Here is a 21174-nt window from a genome sequence, read left to right as displayed (position 1 = left end):
TTATGTACGATATGAGGTATTGAATGACAAAGGAGCTGAGGATCGTGAATGGGTCCTTTACAGTGAAAAAGGTACTGAATAATAACGTATTAATTGCTTCTCATCATAAATACAGTGAAGTAGTTTTGATCGGAAAAGGAATTGGTTTCGGAAAAAAACAAGATGATGTGATTGAAGATAAAGGGTACGATAAAATGTTCATTTTAAAGGATGAAAAGGAACAGAAGCAGTTTAAAAAGCTCCTCGACTATGTTGATGAAAAGCTCGTTGATATTTCAAACGATGTCATATATCACATCAGCAATCGGACAAACCGCTCACTAAATGAACATATTCATATTGCACTGACTGACCATATTGCATTTGCAATCAAAAGGCAGCAGCAGGGCTTTGATATGAAAAATCCTTTCTTAATGGAGACGCAGTCACTTTATCCGGATGAATATCAGATAGCCCAAGAAGTCATTGACATTATCAATGAAAAAGCGGGAATCTGCCTTCCGGAAGGGGAGATCGGTTTTATCGCCCTGCACATTCATTCAGCTCTGACGAATCGCCCGCTGTCAGAAGTCAACAAGCACTCACAGCTGATGGCGCAGCTTGTAGAGGTGATTGAAGACTCGTTTCAAATGAAAGTAAATAAAGAAAGCGTCAACTATTTGCGGCTTATCCGGCACATCAGATTTACGATAGAAAGAATTAAAAAAGAGGAACCGACTAAAGAACCAGAAAAATTAATGTTGTTATTGAAAAATGAATATCCGCTATGCTACAATACAGCTTGGAAATTGATTAAAATCTTGCAGCAAACATTGAAGAAACCAGTTCATGAGGCGGAAGCGGTTTATCTCACGCTTCATCTGTACCGATTAACCAATAAAATTTCATAAATTCAGTTTATCCTTTAAAAACGTGTTACTGATCCGATCAGGCATGAGTGATTGAGGGGAAAAAACGGGAAGTCCATTCTCGTTCTTTTGCGCACCCTATTTTGCTCATGCCTTTTTTGTTGTGTAAAAGGGCAAATGTAAACGGTTAAACTGGAAGACTTACGCCTGTGAATTCGTTGTCATGATTTTTAGCTGTAAGGTCAGACTAGTAAAAAGAGGAGGTCAATTCTTATGTTTAAAGCATTATTCGGCGTTCTTCAAAAAATTGGGCGTGCGCTTATGCTTCCAGTTGCGATCCTTCCGGCTGCCGGTATTTTGCTTGCGATCGGGAATGCAATGCAAAACAAGGACATGATCCAAGTCCTGCATTTCCTGAGCAATGACAATGTTCAGCTCGTAGCGGGTGTGATGGAAAGCGCTGGACAGATTGTTTTCGATAACCTTCCGCTTCTTTTCGCAGTAGGTGTAGCCATCGGGCTTGCCAACGGAGATGGAGTTGCCGGAATAGCAGCAATTATCGGTTATCTGGTGATGAACGTATCCATGAGTGCGGTTCTTCTTGCAAACGGAACCATTCCTTCCGATTCAATCGAAAGAGCCAAGTTCTTCACGGAAAACCACCCGGCATATGTAAACATGCTCGGCATACCTACCTTGGCGACAGGGGTATTCGGCGGTATTATCGTCGGTGTGCTGGCGGCATTGCTGTTTAACAAATTTTATACAATTGAATTGCCGCAATATCTTGGTTTCTTTGCGGGTAAACGTTTCGTACCGATTATTACGTCAATTTCCGCACTGATTCTGGGTCTTATTATGTTAGTGATCTGGCCTCCGATCCAGCATGGATTGAATGCCTTTTCAACTGGATTAGTGGAAGCGAATCCAACCCTTGCTGCATTTATTTTCGGGGTGATTGAACGTTCGCTTATTCCATTTGGTCTGCATCACATTTTCTACTCGCCGTTCTGGTATGAATTCTTCAGCTACAAAAGTGCAGCCGGAGAGATCATCCGCGGGGATCAGCGCATCTTTATGGCGCAGATTAAAGACGGCGTACAGTTAACAGCAGGTACGTTTATGACAGGTAAATATCCATTTATGATGTTTGGTCTTCCTGCTGCGGCACTTGCGATTTATCATGAAGCAAAACCGCAAAACAAAAAACTTGTTGCGGGTATTATGGGTTCAGCAGCACTGACATCCTTCCTGACAGGGATCACAGAGCCATTGGAATTCTCATTCCTATTCGTTGCCCCTGTCCTGTTTGCGATCCACTGTGTGTTTGCAGGGCTTTCATTCATGGTCATGCAGCTGTTGAATGTTAAGATTGGTATGACATTCTCCGGCGGTTTAATTGACTACTTCCTTTTCGGTATTTTACCGAACCGGACGGCATGGTGGCTTGTCATCCCTGTTGGTTTAGGGATTGCTGTTATTTACTACTTCGGATTCCGATTTGCGATCCGCAAATTTAATCTGAAAACACCAGGCCGTGAGGATGCTTCAGCTGAAACAGCAGCATCTGGGAAAACAGGAGAAGCCGGCGACCTTCCTTACGAGATCCTGCAGGCAATGGGTGACCAGGAAAACATCAAACACCTTGATGCTTGTATCACTCGTCTGCGCGTAACTGTAAACGATCAGAAAAAGGTAGATAAAGACCGTCTGAAACAGCTTGGCGCCTCCGGGGTTCTGGAAGTGGGCAACAATATTCAGGCGATTTTCGGACCACGTTCTGACGGATTAAAAACACAAATGCAGGACATCATCGCGGGACGCAAACCAAGACCTGAACCGAAAACATCCGCTGAGGAAGAAGTAGGGCAGCAGGTTGAGGAAGTCATTGCAGAACCGCTGCAAAATGAAATTGGCGAGGAAGTCTTTGTTTCTCCGATTGCTGGAGAAATTCACCCGATTACTGATGTTCCTGACCAAGTCTTCTCAGGAAAAATGATGGGTGACGGCTTTGCGATTCTTCCTTCTGAAGGTATCGTCGTTTCTCCGGTACGAGGAAAAATACTAAATGTTTTCCCGACAAAACATGCAATCGGCCTGCAATCCGACGGAGGAAAAGAAATTTTGATCCACTTCGGCATTGATACGGTCAGCCTCAAGGGCGAAGGGTTCACGTCTTTCGTATCAGAAGGGGACCGCGTTGAGCCTGGACAAAAGCTTCTTGAAGTTGATTTGGACGCAGTAAAACCGAATGTACCGTCTCTGATGACACCGATCGTATTTACGAACCTTGCTGAAGGAGAAACAGTCAGCATTAAGGCAAGCGGATCAGTTAACAGAGAGCAAGAAGACATTGTGAAGATTGAAAAATAAGGGTATATAGTACGCTGTGCTTGTCAGATGACAAGTACGGCTGTATGATATAATATTGTGAAGTAATAAAGCTTTAAGTTAAAAGGAGAATGATAAAAATGGCACAAAAAACATTCAAAGTAACTGCAGATTCTGGAATTCACGCTCGTCCTGCGACAGTTCTTGTACAAACTGCAAGCAAATACGACGCTGATGTTAATTTGGAATATAACGGCAAAACTGTAAACCTTAAATCAATCATGGGTGTTATGTCTCTTGGAATCGCTAAAGGCGCTGAAATCACAATTTCTGCTGCTGGCGCTGACGAAAACGATGCTCTTAACGCTTTAGAAGAAACAATGAAAAGCGAAGGACTCGGCGAGTAATGCAAGAATTAAAAGGGATTGGTGCTTCAGCCGGCATCGCGATTGCAAAAGCGTACCGGCTTGAAGAGCCAGATTTAACGGTTGAAAAGAAAAACATCTCTGATTCTGAAGCGGAAGTAAGCCGTTTTGAAGAAGCGATTGCACGTTCTAAAGAAGAGCTCGAAAAAATCAAAGAGCATGCTTTGAAAGAACTGGGTCAGGATAAAGCTGATATTTTTTCTGCTCACCTTTTAGTTCTCAGTGACCCTGAGCTTCTGAATCCTGTGAAAGAAAAAATCAGCTCTGATTCTGTGAACGCTGAATTCGCTTTAAAAGAAACGTCTTCTATGTTCGTTACCATGTTTGAATCAATGGACAACGAATATATGAAAGAGCGTGCGGCAGATATCCGCGACGTAACAAAACGCGTAACCGGCCACCTGCTTGGCGTTGAAATTCCAAACCCAAGCATGATTTCAGAAGAGGTTATTATTGTAGCTGAAGACTTAACACCGTCTGACACAGCTCAATTAAACCGTGAGTTCGTTAAAGGATTCACAACTGATATCGGCGGACGCACATCTCACTCTGCCATCATGGCGCGTTCTCTTGAGATTCCTGCAGTTGTTGGAACGAAAGCGGCTACAGGCACGATCCAAAACGGCGTGACTGTTATCGTTGACGGTATTAATGGCGATGTCATTATCGATCCTTCTGCGGAAACTGTAAAAGAGTATGAAGAAAAACATAACGCTTATTTAGCTCAAAAAGCAGAGTGGGCGAAGCTTGTCAATGAACCGACTGTATCAAAAGACGGTCATCATGTAGAGCTTGCAGCGAATATCGGTACTCCAGATGATGTGAAGGGTGTTCTTGAAAACGGCGGAGAAGCAGTGGGTCTTTACCGTACAGAATTCCTTTACATGGGAAGAGATCAGCTGCCTACAGAAGATGAACAGTTTGATGCTTATAAAACGGTTCTTGAGCGTATGGAAGGAAAATCAGTTGTCGTGCGGACACTTGATATCGGCGGAGACAAAGAGCTTCCTTACCTGCAGCTTCCTAAAGAAATGAACCCGTTCTTGGGATACAGAGCGATTCGTCTTTGCCTTGAAGAGCAAGAAATCTTCAGAACACAGCTTCGCGCGCTGCTTCGTGCAAGTACATACGGAAACTTGAAAATCATGTTCCCTATGATTGCGACAGTTAACGAATTCAAAGAAGCGAAAGCGATCCTTCTTGAAGAGAAAGAAAAGCTTGTCAAAGCGGGACAACCTGTATCTGATGATATTGAAGTCGGTATGATGGTTGAGATTCCGTCGACTGCAGTCATCGCTGATCAGTTTGCTAAAGAAGTTGACTTCTTCAGTATCGGAACAAATGATTTGATCCAATACACAATGGCAGCTGACCGTATGAATGAACGTGTAGCTTACCTGTATCAGCCATACAACCCTGCAATCCTTCGCTTAATTACACTCGTAATTGAAGCAGCACATAAAGAAGGAAAATGGGTCGGCATGTGCGGAGAAATGGCAGGAGACGAAATTGCGATTCCGATTCTTCTTGGATTAGGTTTAGATGAGTTCTCAATGAGCGCAACTTCTATTCTTCCGGCAAGAACTCAAATCAGCAAATTGTCTAAACAAGAAGCTGAGTCATTCAAAGAGAAAATCTTATCTATGAGCACGACAGAAGAAGTTGTCGCGTTCGTAAAAGAAACATTCAAGTAATGTGCAAAAACCAGACGGCCTCCGGCCTGTCTGGTTTTTTTTCATAATCAGGGTTGCAGCGGGGCACAATAACATGGCTAGGAGGGATAGAATGTCAAACGAATTTAACGCAGGAGATACAGTCTACGTGATCTACAGAAATCCGCACGCCGCCAATGTTGCTCATATAAAGGAAGCTGAAATTGTGCATCATCCATACCATGAGGGTGAGCTTTCCCTGTTTATATTTGAAACCTACCATCCGTTTGCTGAGGATGATGCTGTTTTTGCAAGCTATGAAGAAGCAAAAACACTTTACAAAGAGTTATTTGATATCGATCCGTATGAGTAACAAGGAAAACATTACAACTCATATCCTTTCCGTCTTTTGAGAAAAGTAACGGTAGAAAAGGAAAAGGATGTGGCACCATGCAGAACCCATTTGTTCCGCAGCTCGTTTATATTGAACCGAGAGCAATGGAATATCCATTGGCACAGGAATTACATGATAAATTTGAAAAAATGGGCATCGAAATCAGAGAAACGACGTCCCATAACCAAGTGCGCAATATTCCTGGTAAAAACCATCTTCAGCAATACCGTAATGCAAAATCAACGTTAGTAGTTGGTGTCCGAAAAACTTTAAAGTTTGATTCTTCAAAGCCGTCAGCTGAATATGCGATTCCGTTTGCGACAGGCTGTATGGGGCATTGCCATTACTGCTATTTACAAACCACAATGGGAACAAAACCCTATATCAGAACCTATGTAAATGTCGAAGAAATATTGGATCAGGCGGATCAGTATATGAAAGAACGTGCACCGGAGTTTACAAGGTTTGAGGCTTCATGTACCTCTGATATTGTGGGCATCGACCATTTGACACACACGCTCAAGCACGCCATTGAACATTTTGGACAGAGTGAGCTTGGCAAGCTTAGGTTTGTCACAAAGTTTCACCATGTTGACCACCTTTTGGATGCTAAACATAACGGAAAAACAAGATTCAGATTCAGCATAAATGCTGACTATGTGATTAAGAATTTTGAGCCGGGAACCTCTCCTCTCGATAAACGGATTGAAGCGGCTGTAAAAGTAGCGAAAGCAGGCTACCCATTAGGCTTTATTGTTGCGCCGATATACATTCACGAAGGCTGGGAGGAAGGATACAGACATCTGTTTGAAAAGCTGGATGCTGCTTTGCCGCAGGACGTCAGACATGATGTTACCTTTGAATTAATTCAGCATCGTTTTACAAAACCGGCTAAACGAGTGATAGAGAAGAATTACCCGAAGACGAAGCTAGAATTAGATGAAGAAAAGCGTCGCTATAAATGGGGACGTTACGGAATCGGAAAGTATATTTATCAGAAAGATGAAGAACATGTGCTTCGGGAAACACTCGAATCTTATATCGATACGTATTTTCCTAATGCGAAAATTGAATATTTCACGTAAACGGGCTGTCAGTTTTACAGCTCGTTTTTTCATAAAAGGGATTTTTCCACTCCATCAAAACCCCGTAATTCAGGGATTCTTCATCGTCTAAATAATTGCTGACGATACAGAGCGGTGAACGGCCGCAATGCAGGAGAAATGACAGTACAGGATCTTTCTTATTTCCTTCTATTACATCCTCTACATATTGTGAAGCGCTGATCTCGTGGGCGTACTTATGATAAAAAGGAATACGTCCGCCGCCGAGTAACCGTTCCATTCGCTTTTCAACCGCTAATTCATACATCGTATTCATCAGCCATTTTCCTATTCCAAGCTTCCGGTAATGCGGTGAAACCGAAATATCAACTACATATAATGTATTTGCCTGCGGATCATGACATGTAATAAAGCCGTTATCTGTTGTCTCCGCCCATGTATGCTCGGGAGCATCGGGATCAAAATGCACGATAAGGGCAGTCATCGAACCGACGATTTCACCATTAACCAGCGCGCATAAAGCCCCTTCTGGAAAGGTGTTGATATGGCTGTCAAGCTGTTCTTCTGACCACAGCAATTCCTGCGGAAATGGAGGGGGAAAACACTCTTTCTGAAGAGAAAGCAATCCCTCAATGTCTGTTCTTGAATAATTTCTGATCGTCAGCCGCTCAAATTTAATGCCATTATGGACATACATCTGTTTAAAAATGACAATCACTCCCCTCATACTGTTTATTATATCGTAATCAAACTGCTGAAACACAATTTTCAATGAATATTCTGTGTTTTCAATATCATTTATTTTATGATTATTCATTTTTTGGGTGAAAAGGCCGATATAGAAGTTAGGAGGGGATTGGTTTGTTTAAAAAACTTCACATGAAAATTGCTGTTTTTGTTTCTATCATGTTAATCGTTACAGTTGTTCTTTTAATGCTTTCTTCTTACCTGACGTTAAAACCGATGATTACAGAGGATGGGAAAAACACGACACAAAACGTAACAAACTCGCTTGAACAAAATATTGAACTGCAATTAAAGAGTTATGACATTTCGCTGTTAAGATTGGCAAATGGAGAGTTAACCCGTGCGTTTGTGACAAACTCAAGTAAAGAAGCTGCCAGGCTGTTTAATGATGACATCAAACAAATTAAAGAAAACGATGATTATGTAGCGATGGCCTATATTGGCACCGCAAAAAAAGAAATGTTTACATATCCGAAAGCCGAATTTGCAGAAGATTATGATCCGGCTTCTAGAACATGGTATAAGCGCGCGGCTGAAACACCGGATAAAGTCGTCTGGACTGAACCCTATCAAGATGTCGTGACGGGAGAAATGGTCGTCACAGCCTCAAAAGCAATTCTTGACGGGCAGAAGGTGATAGGGGTTGCCAGTTATGATCTGAAACTTTCTTCCATCCAAGCTATGGTAAATAAGCAAAAGGTGCCATACAATGGCTTTGCTTTTTTAGCTGATGCAAGCGGCAATCTTTTAGCACATCCGTCAAACCAAGGAAAAAATATCTCCAAGGACCAAACATTAAACACCATTGCATCTGACAAAAAGGGGATACAAGATGCAAAGGGAAAAATGATTGTGTATCAAACGGTTGGAGAAACGGGATGGAAAGTCGGCACACAATTTGACACAAATCAATTAATGTGGATTTCAGATAAAATGAATCGGGCGAACCTTTTCATCTCACTCATCGCGCTGGCGGTGACGATTATTCTCAGCTACTTCCTCGCCAAAACAATAACCGGGCCGATCCAGCAGCTGATTGCGAAAACAAAGGCTGTCTCTGCAGGCGATTTGACAGTCCACGCAGAGTCAAAGACTAAGGATGAAGTCGGCATGTTAACAAGAGACTTTAATCAGATGGTTGAAAACATGAAGGAAATGGTGGAACAAGTCAGATATTCCTCAGGAAAAGTGTCTGACACCTCTGAACAACTAACAGCTGTCTCCGCTGAAACCAATGAAACGAGCGGACAAATTGCAAAAGCGATCGAAGAAGTGGCAGCAGGGGCAACGGAACAGGCTTCAGAGGTTGAAACCATTAACGAAAAATCGGAAAACCTGTCTGCTAAAATCAGACGAATTGCGGATCAGGCAGGCGGCATGAAAGCACGTTCAAAATCCTCAGAGGATGCAAGCTATAAAGGGCTTGACGCTCTCGGCCAGCTGCTGTTGAAATCAAACGAAGCCAATACGGAAACAAAGAAAGTCGAAACGATGCTGCTGGATTTAGAAAATCAAACCAAGAATATTGAAGAAGTGGTTACTGCGATTTCAAATATCTCGGATCAAACCAATTTACTTGCCTTAAACGCCAGTATTGAGGCAGCCAGAGCCGGTGAAAGCGGACGCGGATTTGCTGTCGTGGCTGAAGAGGTGCGGAAGCTTGCCGAGCAATCAGCGCTTTCCACCAAGCATATTAGTGAGACAGTGAAGTTGATCCAGCTTGAAACAAAAGAGGCTTCCCATGCAATGGTTGAAGCAAGTAAAATGAATGATGAACAAAACAGCGCAATCCATGAGACTGGCGAAGTATTAAACACAATCACGTCGGAAATGCAGTCACTTGTACAAGGTATTGATCAAATTTACGAAGACATACAAAGAATGAGTGAAGAACAGCTTGCCATTTCTGAAGCGATTCAAAGCATCTCAGCTATATCACAGGAATCGGCTGCTGCAGCGGAGGAAGTCAACGCCTCAACCGATGAACAGCTGATCACGCTTGAGAAAGTCAAACACTCAACTGATACATTAAAACATGCTAGCCAAGAGCTTATGGACGCTATTGAGAAATTCACATTATAAATATTGGATACCCAGAACTTTTTCAAGTTTTGGGTTTTTTCATTTTCTAGACGCTACTATATGTTTACTAGATATGGTAGTCTAGAAAATGATAAATTTTAACTAAATGAAAACAATACGTCTGGGAGGAATCGCCTTGAAAAAAACAGTCGGTTTTATCGGTCTTGGAGTAATGGGAAACAGTATGGCTTCACATATCCTTAATGATGGACATCCTGTATTGGTGTACACCCGCACAAAAGAAAAAGCGGACAGCATACTGGAAAAAGGTGCGGTATGGAAAGACACCGTAAAAGATCTTTCAAAAGAAGCTGATGTCATTATTACAATGGTAGGCTATCCCAGTGATGTAGAAGAAGTGTATTTCGGCAGCAGCGGAATTATTGAAAATGCTAAAAAAGGCGCGTATCTCATTGATATGACGACTTCTAAACCGTCGTTAGCCAAAAAAATTGCGGAGGCAGCCAAAGAAAAATCATTATTTGCCTTAGACGCTCCTGTTTCAGGAGGTGACATCGGCGCGCAAAACGGAACACTGGCGATTATGGTCGGAGGAGAAAAAGAAGCGTTTGAAGCTTGCCTGCCCATCTTCTCTTTAATGGGAGAGAATATTCAATATCAAGGGCCGGCAGGAAGCGGGCAGCACACAAAAATGTGTAATCAAATCGCGATCGCAGCAGGTATGATCGGTGTAGCCGAAGCGATGGCTTATGCCCAAAAATCAGGTCTTCAGCCGGAAAACGTCCTGAAGAGCATTACAACTGGAGCGGCAGGAAGCTGGTCATTGTCAAACCTCGCCCCGCGTATGCTGAAAGATGATTTCGAACCAGGTTTTTACGTAAAGCATTTTATTAAAGATATGGGAATTGCTTTAGAGGAAGCGGAACTAATGGGGGAAGAAATGCCAGGCTTGTCGCTAGCGAAATCATTATATGACCAACTTGCTGCACAAGGAGAAGAAAACAGCGGAACTCAAAGTATATATAAACTTTGGGTGAAATAAAAAGAGATTGCCTGTCAAAACAGGCAATCTCTTTTTTATTATTTTCCGATGAATTGCTGTGTCCAGTAGCTGCCTGATTCAACATAACCCACACCGATGTGTGTAAAGTTAGGGTTAAGAATGTTTTTTCTGTGGCCCTCACTGTTCATCCAAGCTTTTACTACTTCTTCAGGTGTTTTTTGTCCTTTAGCAATGTTTTCACCAGCTGTTTTGTAGCTGATTCCGAAAGATTTCATCATATCAAACGGTGAGCCGTAAGTTGGGCTTTGGTGATCAAAATAGTTTTTGTCTTTCATATCCTGTGATTTTGCACGTGCAGATTTGCTTAATGTTTCATCAATTTGAAGCGGTTTTAAACCTTGTTTTTGTCTTTCTGCATTTGTCAGCTCAACAACTTTTTTCTCATATGCACTTACAGATGAAGGTGCAGCTGTTGTTGTATTATTGCTGGTTTTTTCAGCAGTAGCCGGTGCTTTAGCAGCAGTGCTTTGATCAGCGGCTTTTTCAGGAGCCTTTTGAGCTGGCTTTACTGCTTCCGGTTTTTGAACATCCTGAATCTTCATGTTGGATTGTTTCGCATGCTTTTGAAGAAGCTGCTCAAGCTCTTTTTCATTCGCCGCGTTTAGTGTTTTTATATTTGTTTTAATATGTAGCTTTTTCACTACATCCTTAAGTGTAAGGTTTTGCACTGTGTTCCCCGTTTTGACCGTTACCACAGGCTGGCAGGAGAGTTCTTTCGCTGATGCTTGCTGTACGCCTCCGAATGTGAATAATCCAACCGCAGCGGCAGCAGATAAAATAAATGCTTTTTTCATTAGTTCGTAACCTCCTAGAGTTGTTTGTTTCTACAAAAAAATCATAACATAGCTTTTTTGTCATAAAGTATCCATCACTTTCCTTTGACAAATGATGATTGTCATTTTTGTAATCAAAACGCGCTGAATCGCTGATGACAAGCGAGTCATGCATATGTAGTGACTTTATCTCACAGTTACATAGCTTCCTATTTTTTGAATCGTTAGTTATATTTTAATGTATTTCATTATTGACAACTTTTTTTATCCCTTTTCGCTGTAACAACTATTACAAAGGTGTTACAATTAAAAACAGTATATGTAAATATATTGAATGATTTGAGAGGGGTAACCAGAAGTGACTGAAATAGGACGTGAACCAAAGAAAAAGCGAAAAGGAAGCAGAGCAATCAGAATGAATCTGTATTTCTTAGCGGTCTTTGTTCTATTTACTGCATTAATCTTTAAGCTTGGCGTTGTTCAAATTGTCGAAGGCGAACAGCATGAAGAAAACGCTGAGAAAGCTAATGCGAAAACAGCGTATTATCCAGCGCCTCGGGGAAAGATGTATGACAGAAACGAGAAAGTGGCTGTTGATAACCAGAGCGTTCCGGAAATTGTGTATGTCTCAACATCTAGCACAAAAACAAAGGACAAAATCAAAACAGCTAAACGGCTTGCCGCTTTGATCGATATTGATACCGAATTTTTAAAGGATAGAGATTTACGTGATTACTGGCTCGCTTCTCATCCGAAAAAAGCCGCCCGCCTGTTAAAGGAATCTGAAAGCAATCTGAAGGGGACACAGGCTTACAAGCTTCAAGTGGAACGCGTCCCGGCTAAAGAATTGAAGGCCATTCAGCGGGATGACGAAGCTATGCAAACCGCGGCCATATACACAAGATTTTCAAGCGGGAATGCGTATGAACCTCAGATTGTAAAAGCGATGGACCCGAATAACAGCAATGGCAACGGCAAGAATGGATCATTGCTTGATGAAAAGAAAAACTCCTCGCAAAGACCGAAAAATGATTTAACATATGATGAAATTTCTATTGTGTCTGAGCATTTAGAAGAGCTGCCGGGGATAGATGTCGTAAACGATTGGACACGAAAATACCCTTATGACAAAACACTTTATTCCGTTTTTGGAGGTGTCACAACACCTGATCAAGGGCTGCTCAGCGACCGGAAAGACTTTTATGTTACGAGAGGCTATGCGAGCAATGACAGAGTCGGCAAAAGTTATTTGGAGTATCAATATGAGGACTATTTAAATTCTCATAAAGAAAAAGTGGAATACGTGGAAGACAATAAAGGAAATGTCGTCAGCCAGAAAACAATCGACAAAGGCAGCCGGGGCTATGATCTTCGTCTTTCATTTGACATGGAGCTGCAGGCAAAGGTAGAAAAGATTGTGGAAGAAGAAGTGAGAAATAGCCGCGCACGCGGAAACTATATGCTTGACCGGGCCTTTGTTGTGATGATGGATCCGAATAACGGCGATATTCTGTCGATGGCAGGAAAAAAGATAGATTTAGAAACAAATAAGATTCAAGATTATGCGATCGGTGCTTTTACAACCCAATATGAAATGGGATCAGCAGTAAAGGGCGCAACCGTTCTCGCGGGCTATCAGGATGGGATTCCGCATTATAAATATTTCCATGATGCGCCGATGTATTTAGGAAGGAACCTCATAAAAAAATCTTACACAAATATGGGAACCATCAATGAATTAACGGCTTTGCAAAAAAGCTCAAACGTTTATATGTTTAATGTTGCTATGCATATTGCTGGGGTAACGTATAAGCCGCATGGACCGCTTCCTGCTGATCAGAAGGATCTGCTCAAAATGAGAAATTACTACAGCCAATTTGGCCTTGGAGTCAAGACTGGTGTTGACCTGCCGCAGGAATCTGCAGGAATGCAAACGACACCTGATGTTGTAGGGGGCTTAATTTTAGACTTGGCAATTGGTCAATACGATACATATACACCGCTTCAGATGGCGCAGTACATTTCTGTGATTGCAAACGGAGGGTACCGTGTACAGCCTAGAATCGTCACAAGCATACATGAGCCAGGCAAAAAAGATGAACTCGGTAAGGCAATCGAGCAAAGGAAACCTAAAGTGCTGAATAAGATCAATAATTCCCAAAGTGATTTGCAGCAAGTGCAAACAGGTATGAAATTAGTAACCTCTTCAGGAACAGCTAAAAATACTTTTACAGAAGATGTATCGGGAAAAACGGGAACAGCAGAAACATATTATTACGGCACAAATCGGAATTGGTGGGGAAAAAAAACGTATAACTTAACATTTGTCGGTTATTATCCGTCAAAAAAACCTAAGGTCGCCTTTAGTGTCGTTGTGCCGTCAGTAGATGATGACGATAAAATCAATAAAATTATCGCCAAAAGGGCCATACACGCTTACGCAGAGCTTGAAAAGAAAAATAGCGAAAAATAAAAAACAGGGTGCACATCTGACGGATTGTGTGCCCTTTCTTTTACTCAAAAATTACAGATCACTATAAGAATAGAAGGAGAATACTCATTTTCTAGCGAATCATACTAGGTAAAAGTCAATCTGTAAATGTCGAATATGATGATCATGCAAAGGAGGGATTCTGTGGAACAGGATACGCAGTATGTTAAGCCATTTTAAACGAAAACCGATATTCATGCAGTCTTGGCTTCTAATGGACGCATCATTTATATATCAGCCAACTCCAAACTGTATCTGGGTTATCTCCAGGGAGAAATGATCGGATCATTCCTCAAGACATTTCTGCATGAGGAAGACCAGTTTTTAGTTGAAAGCTATTTTTATAATGAACATCATCTGATGCCGTGCACCTTTCGTTTCATTAAAAAAGATCATACGATTGTATGGGTGGAGGCAGCAGTAGAAATTGTGACGACGAGAGCTGAGCGGACGGAACGGGAAATCATTTTGAAAATGAAGATTCTTGAAGAAGAGTCTGGCCATCAGCCTCTTACCTGCGAAAAACATGAAATTGAGCCTGCGAACCCGGAATCAACTACATATATAACGGATGATTATGAGCGGCTAGTTGAAAATCTTCCAAGCCCGCTATGCATCAGTGTCAGCGGCAAAATCGTCTATGTGAACAGCGCGATGCTTTCCATGCTGGGAGCAAAGAGCAAGGATGCTGTTATTGGCAAATGGTCCTATGAATTTATTGAGGAAGAGTATCATGATATCGTCAAAAACAGAATTATACGAATGCAAAAAGGAATGGAAGTCGGAATGATTGAACAGACGTGGAAAAGGCTTGATGGCACACCTGTTCATTTAGAAGTGAAAGCGTCCCCGACCGTCTACAAAAACCAGCAGGCTGAACTGCTTCTGCTAATCGATATCTCTTCAAGGAAAAAATTCCAAACCATCCTGCAAAAAAGCCGTGAACGATATCAGCTGCTGATTCAAAATTCAATCGATACTATTGCTGTGATTCATAATGGGAAATGGGTGTTTATGAATGAGTCGGGAATTTCGCTGTTTGAAGCGGCTACCTATGAGGATTTAATCGGCAAAAATATATACGATCAGCTTCACCCTTGCGATCATGAGGACGTGAAAGAGAGAATCCAAAACATTGCCGAGCAAAAAACAGAATCAGAAATTGTTAAGCAATCATGGTTTACCTTTCAGAACAGGGTCATCTACACGGAGATGGTCTGCATTCCGACGACCTTTTTCGGTGAAGCAGCTGTCCAAGTCATTCTGCGTGATATTTCTGAGAGAAAACAAACAGAGGAACTCATGCTTAAATCAGAAAAGTTATCTATCGCAGGACAGCTCGCAGCGGGAATCGCGCATGAGATCCGCAATCCGCTGACAGCGATCAAAGGATTTTTACAGCTGATGAAACCGACGATGGAAGGAAATGAACATTATTTTGACATTGTATTCTCTGAGCTCAGCCGAATTGAATTAATACTCAGTGAACTGCTGATGCTGGCGAAGCCCCAGCAGAATGCGGTTAAGAAGCATTTGAACTTAAAAAAACTAATTGGTGAAGTCTCGGCGCTGCTGGAAACTCAGGCGAATTTGAACGGGATTTTCATCAGAACCAGTTATGAGAAAGACAGCATTTATATAAACGGGGACCAAAATCAGCTAAAGCAGGTATTCATTAATTTAATAAAAAATGCCGTAGAATCCATGCCTGACGGAGGCACTGTAGACATTATCGTAACAGAGGATGAGCATTCTGTTCATGTTACCGTCAAGGACGAAGGGGAGGGCATACCTGAAAAGGTGCTCAACCGTATTGGAGAACCATTTTTAACGACAAAAGAAAAGGGAACGGGACTCGGGCTGATGGTAACATTCAATATCATTGAGAATCATCAAGGCGTTATCCATGTAGACAGTCAGCCGGATAAAGGCACAGCGTTTAAGATCTCATTTCCAAAAAAATAAAACAACGGCTTAAACGCCGTTGTTTATATCGTCTGCATCGATTCCCTTTTCTTTAGTACAAATAATTCTAAACGATCTAATCCTTCTCTTAATGTGTCCAGCGAGTATGCAAAAGACAGCCGTACATATCCTTCACCAAACGCTGAGAACGAGCTGCCGGGCACAAGCGCCACACCAGCATCCTCCAAAAGAGCCATACTAAAATCAAACGAAGACATTCCAAAGGATTTAATAGAAGGAAAAATATAAAATGCGCCAGACGGTTTTACGACATCAAGCCCCATAGACACGAGGCGGTCATACACATAATCGAGCCGTTTTTTGTACTGCTCTCTCATGATCAGGGCGTCGTCAAATCCGTTAGTCACAGCTTCAAGCGCTGCCTTTTGAGAAATAGAGGACGCACATGACACATTGTATTGATGAACCTTTAAAATGTGTTTTGCTATGTCTTTAGGAGCGAATAAAAATCCGATTCTCCATCCCGTCATGCTGTGGGATTTTGACAAACCGTTAATAACAATCGTTTGATCCCGCAAATGTGTTGCAATCGAATGGTGTGGTCTGTCATATGTTAATTCGCTGTATATTTCGTCAGACAATACGAAGACATTTCTGCCTTTTAAAAGAGCCGCAATGCTTTTCAGCTCTTCTTCAGATAACGTGACACCGGTAGGGTTTGACGGATAAGGAAGCACGACACACTTGGTATTGGGAGTCAGAGCTTCTTCAATCAGCCGGGCTGTGAGCTTAAAACCGTGGGATGTTGTGTCAACAATGACAGGTTTGGCACCGCACAAATTGATAATGGGTTCATAACCCGGGTATATCGGACCGGGCATAATGACTTCATCGCCGGGAGACAAAATGGTGCGGAATGCTGCATCAATGGCTTGGCTTGCTCCTGTTGTGATTATTATTTCACTTTCAGCTTCATAGTTGAAGTCCGCTTTTTTCTTCATATAAAGCTGAACAGCTTGTCTCAATTCCAGGTAACCGGCATTTGGAGTGTATGATGTAACGTTGTCATCAATGGCTTTTTTTGCGGCAGCTTTTACGTGATGCGGCGTGAAAAAATCAGGCTGGCCGATCGTAAGTGAAATGACATTTTCGTGTTGAGATACAAGATTTGCGAATTTGCGTATTCCTGAAATTTCAATCTCTCTGGCTTTCGGATTCAGCAAATGTTCCATAATTCATCACCTTAATATATATAATGAGTTTATCCTATTTTACCACTAGCTGGCCATTTGTCACCTTTTTAACCGATATATTTCGATTGTATGCGCCTATTTTCTAAACATACCTTCCTTCTCAGAAAAAAAGAAGACAACCAGCGATTTGATTGTCTTTATTGTATCATGTTCTATTATTGTTTATATGTGCCAATTTCATCAATAACCATAGTCAAAATGAAGGTCTTCGTGCCAAATCATGTACGGGGGATGCTCTTCTTGAAGGTCAGCAGATTCTTTCTTCATATGAAGATAAGTCTCTTCACTGATATCCTCTAAAACAGTCATTTTATCTTCTTTAAATATTACTAAAGTACCCATTATTTACACCCTTCTTTGGAAAAATCCTTGACTATTTTATCACTGTCAGTCGGAATGTCAATGGACATTAGGAAAAAAGTTTCTTTTTTTGAGATTGTCAGCATAACTGTGGCCGGAATAGGATTTTGAGAGCCTCACCATTCATTTTTTGTAATTTGCGCCGATATATACAGTACAATACTGAATGCGAATAGCGAGGGATTGAATTGTCGTTACAACAATACGAAATTTTATTGGATTCTGGTACTAATGAATTAGAAATTGTGAAGTTTGGCGTTGATGGCAATGCTTTCGGCATTAACGTCATGAAAGTGAGAGAGATTATTCAGCCTGTTGAGGTCACATCAGTGCCTCACTCCCACCAGCATGTAGAAGGAATGATTAAACTAAGGGGAGAAATTCTCCCAGTCATCAGCCTGTTTTCCTTTTTTGGGGTTGAGCCTGAGGGATCAAAAGACGAGAAGTATATCGTAACTGAATTTAACCAGCGAAAAATTGTTTTCCATGTCGGATCTGTTTCTCAAATTCACAGGGTTTCCTGGGAAGCAATTGAAAAGCCGACTTCCTTAAATCAAGGAATGGAGCGGCACCTCACAGGGATTATCAAACTGGAAGACATGATGATCTTTTTGCCTGATTATGAAAAAATCATCTATGATATCGAATCAGACTCAGGTGTTGATACGTACAATATGCATACCGAGGGCTATGATGAAAGAAGAGCTGATAAAAAGCTTATCATTGTGGAGGATTCACCGCTTCTGATGCGCCTCTTAAAGGATGAATTAACCGAAGCCGGATACAACAATATTACAGCGTTTGAGAATGGAAAAGACGCATATGACTATATCATGAACCTTGCTGAAAGCGGCAATGATTTAACAGAACAGATCGATATGATCATCAGTGACATTGAAATGCCGAAAATGGACGGGCACAGGCTGACAAAGCTGCTTAAAGACAATCCGAAGAGTTCTGATGTGCCGATTATGATTTTCTCATCATTAATTACAGATGATTTGCGTCACAGGGGAGAAGTGGTCGGTGCCGACGAGCAAATCAGCAAGCCGGAAATCGGCGATCTGATTAAAAAAGTAGATACGTATGTGATCGATTAATAAAAAGCCGGATGCCATAAGTAGGACTGACCCCATAAGATGAGACAAATAAAAAACACCTTCAAGTTTGAAAACGGATTGTTGTTGTCCGAAATAAGACTGGAGGTGTTTTTTGTCTGGGAACAAGCCGTATTCAAACGAAACTAAACAGCCAATCACCGATAAGCTATCGGCAATTGGCTGGATAAAAGGTGTTTTGATCCCTGTCTCAAAAACGGGGGTCAGTCCCCCCAGCGGCAGCGGCTTTTTTATTAAAAATAACTCTCGCCGAGTTTCTTAAAGACAGGCTTATGATATGCAGGCTGCTGGCGATTCGCCACAAGCGGCTTTTCTTTCATGCCGACGTATTGTTGCAATAGGTGTTTTGCTTTTGTTAAAGACATTTGAGCTTTAGGATTTCGGTACGACTGATTAAGTGTACCTAAATGCGGAAGATGTTCGAAGTCTTCTTTAGTTGGAGGCATGTGAAAATAGTAGTCTCCGATTGAGATAAGCACGTCCGATTGCTGCTGGCTGAACCTTGGATTTTTTGAAAAATGAAGCCCTATTTTCTTTCCTTTACCTTCTTTGACAAGCTTTTGCAAAGCCCGTTTTTTCAGCAGATATAGGTATTTAGGGTTGGGGGCGGTTTTTGCATGGCGGTTCACAGTGTAAACTGCTTTTGAAAGATTATCTACGGTTGGCTGCAGATCTTTCGAGTATGCATGGTCGTCCATTATTTCTCTCCTTTGCTCTAATCAAATTCTATATGATTAGATTATACTTTTTTAAGGTTGAAATGCAAATATTGAATGCAAAAATGCGCTTTTTCTGAGGAAAAAAGCGCATTTTCAACTTATATTATACAGATTTTGCTTTCTTTTTCGGCTGAGCCTGAAATGCTTCCTGTACATTCACTTCCACAGCCTGCGCACTGTATTTTGGCAGTGCCACAAAATAGAAAATGAAAACAGCCAGGATGAAAACGCCCATGCCGTAATACAGATAATCGATGTTTGATACGAACTTAGGAAATAACAGCGCCACTAAGCCAAGTGTCAAAGACTGCGCAAACATCATAAAAGGATCTTGCCAGCCGCTTACACGTCCCATCAGCTTCGGATGGACAATCTTAGGCATCCATCCCCCGATGGCGATGTTTACCGGACCGATACACATCCCCAGTACAAAAGTAGTCGCGTAGTACACCCATAAAACTTTGGTGTAGCCAAGGACAAAAATCAGCAAGCCTGCAATTAAAATCGGCACCGACATTAAAAAGTGAGGCTTCACTTTTCTAGAGATTAACGTGCCGATCACACTTCCTGCCAACAGCCCAAACCCGATCGCGATCGTAAATACGGATGTATGCCACTCATAACGGTCGGGGGCCAGTCCATACTTCATTGTAAACATCGGCAATACAGCAAATCCTCCGTTCACAAAACCAAAAACAAAGAAACCGAAAATCAGAGAGGCCAGCAGCTTGTTTTTTAAAATGTAGACAATGCCTTCTTTAAAATCGTTTATCGAATCCTTTAAGGAAGCTTGTCTCCAGTTAAATGTACCGTTCGGCTGTCTGGCTTCTTTTGGAATCCGGCAGGTACGGATCAGCAGGCCGGAAATAATAAAGCTGATAAAATCAAGGATAATCGCTCCATGAATTCCGATTGTGTTATACATAAAAGCACCGATTCCAACCCCAAATACCATAAAGATACTAAAAAGCATCTGATTAAGCCCGGCCGCTTTCGCATAATGCTCCTTCGGCAGGATGGCTTGTACTAAACTGTTTTCTGCAGGAAAGAAAAACTTGGTTACAGCGCTTCTGACAAACAAAATACAGAAAACAAGAGGAATATTGCCGGTAAATAAAGTGAAAAAAAGAACGACAGTCAGGGCGGCTCTGATCCAATCACAGTTTTCCGCGACTTTTTTTCTGTCAAACCGGTCCGCCACGACTCCCACAAGTAAAAACACAAATACTGTAGGAAGGGAATACATCAGTTCAGCCAAGGTTGTGTACGAAGGCTGGCTGCTGAAGCGGTCCAGCAAGAAAAAAGCAAATGCCATGTTGCCTACTGTCGTGCCCATTTGAGAAGCGAGTGCTGCGAAAAATAGACGAACAAAATTACGATTTTTAAATATATCCATAAAAACGCTCCTTACCCTAAAGGTCCCACTTTATCATATTATAAACCGCCTGTTTTTGAAACAAATAAGAAAACATTACCGGTTAATCATGACTCTTGTTCCGTTTGGCACAATGGAAGCGAGTTCTAGAACATCTTTGTTATGCATGCGGATACAGCCTTTAGACACAGCCTTGCCAATCGAAGCGGGATTATTCGTGCCGTGTATTCCATAGTGTTGCCTTGAAAGGCTCAGCCAATAAGCGCCAAATGGTCCGCCGGGATTGCGTTGGCGGTTAATAATATAGAACTCGCCAGTCGGAGTTTGTGTCAGTATTTTACCGACGGCGATCGGATATGTTTTTATTACCCGATTATTTTGGTACAAAGTAAGGGTTTTAGCCCCAATTGAGACTGCAATATGATAGGGGATCGTATTCGGGTCCGGGAGACCGGGGATGACAATGCGCTGTCCGGCGATAACTCCTGATTGCAGCGAAGGGTTGGCCTGAGTTAAAGCAGCGGTGCTGATTCTGAAATCGGCCGCGATGCTGGTGAGTGTATCGCCTTGTTTAATCTGGTACGTGAGCAGT

The 21174-nt window shown here is 41.9% G+C and carries 17 protein-coding genes and 1 pseudogene; 11 read left to right on the top strand and 7 right to left on the bottom strand.

Annotation, left to right across the window (positions count from 1 at the left end; translation table 11 throughout):
• Nucleotides 1-23: 23 nt before the first annotated feature.
• The 6 genes from glcT to splB all read left to right on the top strand — a co-directional run bounded on the left by glcT (nucleotide 24) and on the right by splB (nucleotide 6735).
• Nucleotides 24-890 (top strand): glucose PTS transporter transcription antiterminator GlcT, encoded by an 867-nt coding sequence (gene glcT / locus V6D42_RS07385; RefSeq protein WP_026014700.1) that lies wholly within the window; start codon nucleotides 24-26, stop codon nucleotides 888-890.
• A gap of 231 nt (nucleotides 891-1121) precedes the next feature.
• Nucleotides 1122-3221: a PTS glucose transporter subunit IIABC gene (gene ptsG, locus V6D42_RS07380; RefSeq protein ID WP_029441227.1), complete on the top strand. Its 2100-nt coding sequence runs from the start codon at nucleotides 1122-1124 to the stop codon at nucleotides 3219-3221.
• 98 nt (nucleotides 3222-3319) lie between these two features.
• Nucleotides 3320-3586, top strand: a complete 267-nt coding sequence (locus V6D42_RS07375; RefSeq protein WP_010334034.1) for a phosphocarrier protein HPr — start codon at nucleotides 3320-3322, stop codon at nucleotides 3584-3586.
• Nucleotides 3586-5298, top strand: a complete 1713-nt coding sequence (gene ptsP / locus V6D42_RS07370) for a phosphoenolpyruvate--protein phosphotransferase (RefSeq protein ID WP_029441228.1) — start codon at nucleotides 3586-3588, stop codon at nucleotides 5296-5298. Before V6D42_RS07375 ends, ptsP begins: the two co-directional genes overlap by 1 nt.
• A gap of 91 nt (nucleotides 5299-5389) precedes the next feature.
• Nucleotides 5390-5629: a splAB operon transcriptional regulator SplA gene (splA, locus tag V6D42_RS07365; RefSeq protein WP_044156104.1), complete on the top strand. Its 240-nt coding sequence runs from the start codon at nucleotides 5390-5392 to the stop codon at nucleotides 5627-5629.
• 77 nt (nucleotides 5630-5706) lie between these two features.
• The gene (gene splB, locus V6D42_RS07360; protein ID WP_168747627.1) at nucleotides 5707-6735 is read left to right on the top strand and encodes a spore photoproduct lyase; all 1029 of its coding nucleotides are present in this window, start codon (nucleotides 5707-5709) and stop codon (nucleotides 6733-6735) included.
• Here splB and V6D42_RS07355 read toward each other — a convergent pair.
• On the bottom strand, nucleotides 6728-7429 hold the full coding sequence (locus V6D42_RS07355; protein WP_333513133.1) for a GNAT family N-acetyltransferase: 702 nt from the start codon (nucleotides 7427-7429) through the stop codon (nucleotides 6728-6730). The two genes, splB and V6D42_RS07355, sit on opposite strands and share 8 nt — an antisense overlap.
• Before the next feature lie 146 nt (nucleotides 7430-7575).
• Here V6D42_RS07355 and V6D42_RS07350 point away from each other — a divergent pair, with 146 nt between their 5' ends.
• Complete coding sequence (locus tag V6D42_RS07350; RefSeq protein ID WP_333512782.1) at nucleotides 7576-9543, top strand: methyl-accepting chemotaxis protein; 1968 nt, start codon at nucleotides 7576-7578, stop codon at nucleotides 9541-9543.
• A 136-nt stretch (nucleotides 9544-9679) separates the two neighbouring features.
• Nucleotides 9680-10546, top strand: a complete 867-nt coding sequence (locus V6D42_RS07345) for an NAD(P)-dependent oxidoreductase (protein WP_333512781.1) — start codon at nucleotides 9680-9682, stop codon at nucleotides 10544-10546.
• A 38-nt stretch (nucleotides 10547-10584) separates the two neighbouring features.
• Here the strand turns inward: V6D42_RS07345 and V6D42_RS07340 are convergent, their stop codons facing one another.
• Entirely contained in the window at nucleotides 10585-11361 is a 777-nt protein-coding gene (locus V6D42_RS07340; protein ID WP_029441230.1) for a CAP domain-containing protein, read from the bottom strand.
• 337 nt (nucleotides 11362-11698) lie between these two features.
• Between V6D42_RS07340 and V6D42_RS07335 the strand changes: the two genes are divergently transcribed.
• Nucleotides 11699-13813: a peptidoglycan D,D-transpeptidase FtsI family protein gene (locus tag V6D42_RS07335; protein ID WP_333512780.1), complete on the top strand. Its 2115-nt coding sequence runs from the start codon at nucleotides 11699-11701 to the stop codon at nucleotides 13811-13813.
• A 210-nt stretch (nucleotides 13814-14023) separates the two neighbouring features.
• Nucleotides 14024-15796: a sporulation histidine kinase KinA gene (gene kinA / locus V6D42_RS07330; RefSeq protein ID WP_333513132.1), complete on the top strand. Its 1773-nt coding sequence runs from the start codon at nucleotides 14024-14026 to the stop codon at nucleotides 15794-15796.
• 9 nt (nucleotides 15797-15805) lie between these two features.
• On the opposite strand, the pseudogene V6D42_RS07325 reads toward kinA, so the two are convergent.
• Together V6D42_RS07325 and V6D42_RS07320 are read right to left on the bottom strand one after the other, a co-directional pair.
• Nucleotides 15806-16989 (bottom strand): annotated as a pseudogene (locus V6D42_RS07325) (aminotransferase A).
• 201 nt (nucleotides 16990-17190) lie between these two features.
• The gene (locus V6D42_RS07320; RefSeq protein WP_333512778.1) at nucleotides 17191-17352 is read right to left on the bottom strand and encodes a hypothetical protein; all 162 of its coding nucleotides are present in this window, start codon (nucleotides 17350-17352) and stop codon (nucleotides 17191-17193) included.
• A gap of 206 nt (nucleotides 17353-17558) precedes the next feature.
• Here V6D42_RS07320 and cheV point away from each other — a divergent pair, with 206 nt between their 5' ends.
• The gene (cheV, locus tag V6D42_RS07315; RefSeq protein ID WP_333512777.1) at nucleotides 17559-18470 is read left to right on the top strand and encodes a chemotaxis protein CheV; all 912 of its coding nucleotides are present in this window, start codon (nucleotides 17559-17561) and stop codon (nucleotides 18468-18470) included.
• Nucleotides 18471-18721: 251 nt separating this feature from the next.
• Here cheV and V6D42_RS07310 read toward each other — a convergent pair whose 3' ends face one another.
• From V6D42_RS07310 to V6D42_RS07300, 3 genes are all read right to left on the bottom strand, one after another.
• Nucleotides 18722-19186 (bottom strand): YkyB family protein, encoded by a 465-nt coding sequence (locus V6D42_RS07310; protein ID WP_168747640.1) that lies wholly within the window; start codon nucleotides 19184-19186, stop codon nucleotides 18722-18724.
• 124 nt (nucleotides 19187-19310) lie between these two features.
• Nucleotides 19311-20603 carry an MFS transporter gene (locus V6D42_RS07305; RefSeq protein ID WP_333512776.1) on the bottom strand — a complete coding sequence of 431 codons (1293 nt, stop codon included), beginning with the start codon at nucleotides 20601-20603 and terminating at the stop codon, nucleotides 19311-19313.
• Nucleotides 20604-20678: 75 nt separating this feature from the next.
• Entirely contained in the window at nucleotides 20679-21173 is a 495-nt protein-coding gene (locus V6D42_RS07300; RefSeq protein ID WP_229148179.1) for a L,D-transpeptidase family protein, read from the bottom strand.
• Nucleotide 21174 lies beyond the last annotated feature (1 nt).

This window comes from Bacillus sp. 0909A (genome assembly GCF_036765115.1).
GTDB classification, from domain to species: Bacteria; Bacillota; Bacilli; order Bacillales; family Bacillaceae; genus Bacillus; species Bacillus mojavensis.
The sequence above is the reverse complement of the archived record's forward strand: the minus strand, read 5'-3'. Positions and strand labels throughout refer to the sequence as shown.